The following is a 6,959-nucleotide window of genomic DNA, read 5'->3' as shown; positions in this document are numbered from 1 at the left end:
TAAAGTTACCGCGCAGGTGAAATTACCTAATGGTACAACGCAGGCGGTTAACTGGTACCAGTTCCGCATCCCGATCACTGACTATCAGTCAAAAGTGGGCAACATCCAGGATTTTAAAGCCATCCGTTTTATGAGGATGTTCATGACCAACTTTGCCGATACTGCGGTACTTCGTTTTGCTACACTTGAACTGGTGCGTGGTGAATGGCGTGCTTTCAATACCGAAAAAAATCCACTGAACGTAATTGCCGATCCGGCTATCCAAAACCCGCCGTTAGATAATTCGACCATTGATGTGCAGGCGGTAAATATTGAAGAGAATGGTAACCGTACACCGATACCTTATGTGGTGCCGCCGGGTATTAACCGCCAGCGTAATTACAATAACCTGCAAACCAATACCAAGCTTAACGAGCAGTCTTTATCCCTCAATGTTAAAAGCCTTCGTGATGGATATTCAAGGGCTGCCTTCCGTACTTTTTATAATGACCTGCGCAAATACAAGCGAATGCAAATGTTTATCCATGCCGAAGGCGATTATTTAAAGGATAACGACCTGAACGCATTTATCCGCCTTGGGGTTGACTACCAGGACAACTACTATGAGTACGAGTTGCCTTTAAAAATAACACAGCCGGGCACCAGTGATGCAGGAGCTATCTGGCCCGATGTTAACCAGATGGACCTGGAGCTTGACCTGTTGGTACGCGCAAAGCTTGCCCGTAACCACTCCAATGTGGCGTACAACCAGCTTTTCAAATATACCGAGGGTGATAAAGTGGTTTATATCAAAGGCCAGCCCGATTTAAGTAAGCTGCGTACCATCATGCTTGGCGTACGCAACCCTTATAAAGGTACAAATGTGCTTCCGGATGATGGACTGGATAAATCAGGAACTGTTTGGTTTGATGAGCTGCGCCTTACCGATTTTGATCAGCGGGGTGGATGGGCAGCTACTGCAAGGATTGATGCCAAGCTTGCTGACTTTGCCGATATAACCGTATCCGGCAGCAAAACAACCATTGGTTTCGGCACGCTTGATTCAAGGCTGAACGACCGGAGCCAGAGCGATGACCAAACTTATGATGTATCGGCCAACGTTGAGCTGGGTAAATTCTTCCCGGATAAAAGCGGGATCCATATTCCTGCGTATATCAATTTATCATCGCAAAGGAGCATGCCGCAATATGATCCCGGGGCGCCCGATGTTGAGCTAAAGGCATCGCTGGCTGCAGCAACCAGCACCAAAGAACGCGACTCTATCAGGAACGCGGCCATTGATATCACCACCCGCAAAAGCATCAATTTTACCAACGTACATAAGGCCCGCACAAATCAGAATGCCATCAACCACATTTGGGATATCGAGAATTTTAATGCCAGCTATGCCTACACTGAATACAACCATCATGATTTTGTGACGCAGAATGATGTGGAGAAAACATATAACCTAACACTGGCTTATAACTACACCAACCAGCCTAAATACTATAGCCCTTTTGCCAAGATCATCAAAAGCAATATGCTGGCCCTGTTCAGGGACCTGAACTTTAGTATTCTGCCGTCGCGGTTAAATTTTAGCATCAATTTCAATCGTTTTTACTCGGAGAATACCCTTCGCGATAATGATCCTAATAATTATATCCCTATCCCGACAACCACCTTCAACAAGTATTTCAACATAACCCGGGTATACGGTATAGGCTGGAACCTGTCGAAATCATTGCAGATGGATATCGACGCTACCAATCTATCGGTTGTGGATGAGCCTGCGGGGCGTATCAACGGGTTAAAGCGGGATACCCTGTGGGATAACCTGAAAAAGCTTGGCCGTACTACCAACTATAACCATACCATCAACTTTAATTATACGGTACCTATCAATAAAATCCCGGGATTGGATTGGGTATCGGCCGTGGCGCGTTACAGTACGCACTTTAACTGGCAAACGCAGCCGCTGTTTGCTATTAACAGTACCAATTATGACGTCGGTAACAGCATTCAAAACTCAAGGGCCATTCAGCTTAACCCAACCTTGAATATGGCTTCGTTTTATAATAAGTTCCCTTTTATCCGCAAGTCCAATAATCCTAACAATAAAAAAAGCAATATTCTGATTGGCTTATTAACCAGTATCAAGAACCTGAGCGCAACCTATACCCGTACGCAGGGCACTTTTTTACCGGGATACCTGCCGCAATCGGGCTTTTTTGGAGCGGATGGCAGCGCTCCCGGATTGGGCTTTTTACTGGGCAGCCAAACAGATATCCGGGCTAAAGCTGTTGCCAATGGTTGGATCACCAAAGATACCCTGCAAAATCAGCTCTATACCACTTCGCTTAATGAGGATATGCATTTCAGGGGTATTATTGAGCCATTTAAAGATCTGCGTATTGAGCTTACCGCCTTTAAAACCCAGGACCATAACTACCAGGCCAACTTTAAATACCTGGCATCAAGCAATAGCATTGAAACATTAAGTCCGATTACAACGGGTAACTATAGTGTGTCGTTTCTAACCATTGGTACAGCCTTTGAATCGGCAAAAGGAATTAACAATGTATCCAGCACTTTCCAGAAGTTTCTGGATGCCCGCAGTGTAATATCGCAGCGCTTAGGACATACAAATCCAAACTCGGCCGGTGTTACAGATGGTTATGCCGATGGTTACGGGCCAAATTCGCAAAATGTACTGGTGCCGGCGTTTTTAGCAGCATACGCGGGTAAAAGTGCATCTGGCAGTAACCTGTCGCAATTTCCAAAGATCCCGATCCCTAACTGGCAGGTAACGTACAATGGCTTAAGTAAGATCTCGTGGTTCCAGGATATTTTTGATTCGTTCGATCTGAGCCACGGTTACCGTTCATCGTATAACGTAAGCGGCTTTACATCGCTGCTGCAATACCAGGAAGCAAATGGGGCGGCTTCCTCGCGCGATTTGAATAATGACTTCCTGCCGCTGTACCAGTTTTCGCAGGTTACCATTTTTGAGCAGTTTGTGCCATTGCTGGGTGCCAGTATGCGTTTCAAGAATAGCATGACTGCCAATGTCGAGTATCGCCAGAGCCGTTCGCTGAGCTTAAGTATGCTTAACAGTCAGCTGGCACAGCAAAATGAAAAGATCATCGTTCTGGGCTTCGGCTATCACACCAAAGATTTTCATTTTCCATTTGGCTGGTTTGAAGGCATCCAACACAAAGACGTGAACTTTAAACTTGATTTTTCATTGCGTGATAATAAAACACTCATTTACCGGGCAGATGTTGAATCGGCCGAGATCTCATCAGGTGCACAAAACATCACTGTTAGACCGTCTATTGATTACGTGATCAACCAGCGCTTTAACCTGAATCTGTTTTACGATTCAAACCTCACCAAGCCATATACTTCGCAAACGTTTAATACATCGTTTACTAACTTTGGTATTAATTTGAAGCTGTTGTTGCAATAATGCTGATTTGAGAATGTGATAGCTGTCGTTGTTGGTGTTATTATCATAGATGTTCGGAGGGCACAGATCAGTTGAAAATGGTGGTTAAAAAAAACATGTCATTGCGAGGAGCGGCATGGGCAAAAGCACTTGGGGCGACGCGGCAATCCCTTAGCTATACAGGGCGGACCTGCATTGGCTACGAGATTGCCGCGCTACGCTCGCAATGACATGCTTTTTAAGAGATAATTTCATCTTCCTCCCGCAGTTGTTGGTGTTGTCACCAACAACTTTTAGTCCCCCCGATATTGAATGCTTACAAGAACCATAGGAGCTGTTGGTGACAACACCAACAGCGGCGGTTGGCGGCGGTTTTTTAAGAAGCGATTAAGTAATTTTCAAATCTTCAAATCAGAAAATTTTCAAATTAAAACTTCCCCTGATCCTTCAGCTTCTGGCGTTCTGCTTTCCGCTTTTGGCGTTCTGCTTTGTTTTTTAAACGTTCCTCTTTGTTTTTGAGGTGTTCATCAATACGGTCTTTCGTAGCTTTTTGGCTTTCTTCGTCAAGACCGATGCAAGGCTTTATACCGGTAAGCAGGGTTTTCCATATAGTCTTAAAAAACGGTGAATCTTTAGGTCGTTTATAGATCACCAGGGATGATGTAAGCTTTCCCTTATCATCCGGGTTACTGCGCCTGATCACAAACAGGTTGGCAAATATCGACATGATTGATTTCCGCTTGAAGCGGTCGTTAGCGGTATCGGGTTTTAGCAATACAACTTTTAAATCATTATATAAAAAATCAATCTTACCTTTAAATACCTTGCTGTTTGCCTGGATATCAAAGCTGAATTTTTTAACACTGCCAGATGTCATTTTTACCATGGCCAAAGGCATGGTAGCAGGATTTAACCTTCCAAATTCCATAGGACCTAATGTGCCTTTGTAGCTGAAGGCCGCATCCGCATCACTTAAATTGAACTTCAATTGTACATCGAGCCGGCCGCGGTTCATGAAATAGCTTGTCAGATCGATGGTGGTAAAATTGTTTTTGGCTATGGCCGAAGGGTTGTTGGTAATATTATAAATGTGTCCGCTGGTGTTATAAAAGGCAACTGTACCTGTTTTTTGCGATTGTTTATTAAACTCATTATAGATCACATCCACATGCCTGAGTTTCACGGTATCTATCCTTAAATCAAGATTCAATTTCCTGATCATCATGTTGGGGAACGTTTTAACCCTGTCGGTCAATGAATCGGGCTTTTTACCCGGGTTGGTGAAAGCTGTTATCTTGCCGCCGGCCAGCGTTAAGCTTGAGGTGGAAACCGTACGGTATTTATGATAATTTAAATAGTCAAAATTGTTGAGCTGCACCGAATCTGCGAGGAAGCCCAGGCGGTCTTTCTGGCTTTTGCCAAAAAAAACGTCTGATTTGGCCGGCTGCATAGCAAGCCCTTCTATATTTAGCCGGGAGGTGAGTGTGGAAAGTTTAAGATGCCTGATCTTATAAGTGTACAGGCCGCTCGGCGTTTCTCCGGTATAGTTATTCAATTCGGTGATAACATCTTTGCAGTAAAGCAGTCGCGATTTATCATATTGTGTAGCCGAGTCAATGAGCAGGTCGGTAGCACTTAAGTTTAGCTCCTTAAGTTTAGAAATGGCCACTTTATTACCTGAATAATCCTCATATTTTAAATTAACATCATTAAGCAGGATACTACCTATCTGAATGCATTTAAGGCTTTTTGAAATCCGTTGCCAGGCTGTGCGGTGATCTTTAACAACGGTGTCTTTAGTATGGTTTAGCTGGTAGCTCACGTTTAGTTGTGGCTCATTCAAAATGATCTGGCCAATGTTTAGCTTTTTTTGAAAGTACAGGCTAAAAGGATGTACATGGTTAAGCACTAATCGTTTTACCTTAAGTTCAACAAGCGTATTTGGCGCCAGGTGTAAACGCTTTTTTTGATTGTAAACTGCTGTATCTGGCTTAAGGGTAATGTTGTAAATAATGATCTTCCCCTGCAGAATATGCAGTTCAGCATCAGAGAAATCGGCTTTATAAAGGCTGTCGCTGCTACTTAATACCACATCTTTTACCTTGCCGGCCAAAATAGGCGACCAATACTGGTTTACTACCACAGCGAGCAGCAATATCACTATCACCGGTATCAGCACAAATTTAAATGTCCTTTTTTGCCACCTGTGCTTTAAAAAATTTAGCGCCATTTACCGGTTATTATTTTTTACTTGTGTGTTAATACTTTAACAGCAAGTTAGCAACTTTTGTTACAGTATAACGGAGGGATCGGTTGTTTTTTTATTAAAACTCATGCTTAATTCATCATTCATCGGGAGAGATGGTAAGGTAAATTGTTTACCGGTGTTTAACTGATATTGAGGTTTTGCTTAACTGCAAAGCAACCCCCGGGAAATTCATGGCGTTATATCTAAACAATAACCATTATTAACATCTAATTAAGACTCCCGATGAAAACAAAAATGTACTTAGCCCTGACGGGCTCAATTGCCTTAACTTTATTAGCAGCATCGTGTAAAAAAAATCACGACAATCCAACCAAGTCTACGGTTGTTACCGGTGTGCAGCTTAGCACAAACAGTACGTTTGGCAGCGTAATAACAGATAATAACGGCCGTTCGCTTTATCTGTTCTCTGACGATGCTGCTAACGTTTCCAATTGTACCGGCGGCTGTTCTGTTGTTTGGCCTGCCTTTTATAAGGAAAACCCTTCAATAGGTACCGGATTAGCAGCTACAGATTTTGGTGTGATCACCAACACCGACGGAAACAAGCAAACTACCTATAAAGGCTGGCCTTTGTATTATTATTCAAAAGATGTTGCGGCTAACGATCTTAACGGCGATGGTGTTGGTAAATCGTGGTTTGTGGCAAAGCCGGATTATACCGTGATGGTTTCTTATGCGCAACTGATTGGGAACGATGGTAACCAATACACCAGTAAGGGTATTGCCGGTACCGAAAACTCACAATATATAACAGATGTTAATGGACATACATTATATATGTTTACAAAGGATACTTTTAAGACAAACAAGTTCAGCACCGGCGTGGCGGCGCATGATGCCAACTGGCCAATTGATGCGGTAACAGCAGTTCAAAATGTGCCCTCCATTTTAAACAAGGCCGATTTTGACGTGATAACTGTATTCGGGCAAACACAGTTGGTATATAAAGGGCATCCGCTGTATTACTTTGGCCAGGATAACGGCGTTAAAGGAAGCACTAAAGGCGTAAGCTTTCCTACCCCCGGCGCAGCTATATGGCAAATCAACAATACCAATACGGTAGCCTTAACGCAATAAGTAATTAAGCAGTTGACTTGAAATTTAACCGATAATATTTATTGACTCGTCCGGAAAAAACTATACACAAAAAAAGGTGTATGAAAAAGGAAAACGAGGAGATATTACGGGTAGTGCGCGATGACAAGCGGAGCCATCTTCCGGCCAATTTACGGGAGCAACTAATAAAAGAGATAGAAGCAG

3 protein-coding genes are annotated in these 6,959 nt (G+C 43.3%); 2 read left to right on the top strand and 1 reads right to left on the bottom strand.

The window, feature by feature from the left end; all coding sequences use genetic code 11:
* The coding region (gene sprA / locus VF500_RS00340; protein WP_330857770.1) for a cell surface protein SprA at positions 1-3,451 on the top strand (3,451 nt) is incomplete at its 5' end.
* A 406-nt stretch (positions 3,452-3,857) separates the two neighbouring features.
* Here the strand turns inward: sprA and VF500_RS00335 are convergent.
* Positions 3,858-5,660, bottom strand: coding sequence for a hypothetical protein (locus VF500_RS00335; RefSeq protein ID WP_330857769.1), 1,803 nt, complete (start codon positions 5,658-5,660; stop codon positions 3,858-3,860).
* Between the two features lie 261 nt (positions 5,661-5,921).
* Here VF500_RS00335 and VF500_RS00330 point away from each other — a divergent pair, with 261 nt between their 5' ends.
* Positions 5,922-6,776, top strand: coding sequence for a hypothetical protein (locus VF500_RS00330; RefSeq protein ID WP_330857768.1), 855 nt, complete (start codon positions 5,922-5,924; stop codon positions 6,774-6,776).
* Positions 6,777-6,959: the final 183 nt, after the last annotated feature.

Source organism: Mucilaginibacter sp. (assembly GCF_036383575.1).
GTDB lineage: Bacteria > Bacteroidota > Bacteroidia > Sphingobacteriales > Sphingobacteriaceae > Mucilaginibacter.
The sequence above is the reverse complement of the archived record's forward strand: the minus strand, read 5'-3'. Positions and strand labels throughout refer to the sequence as shown.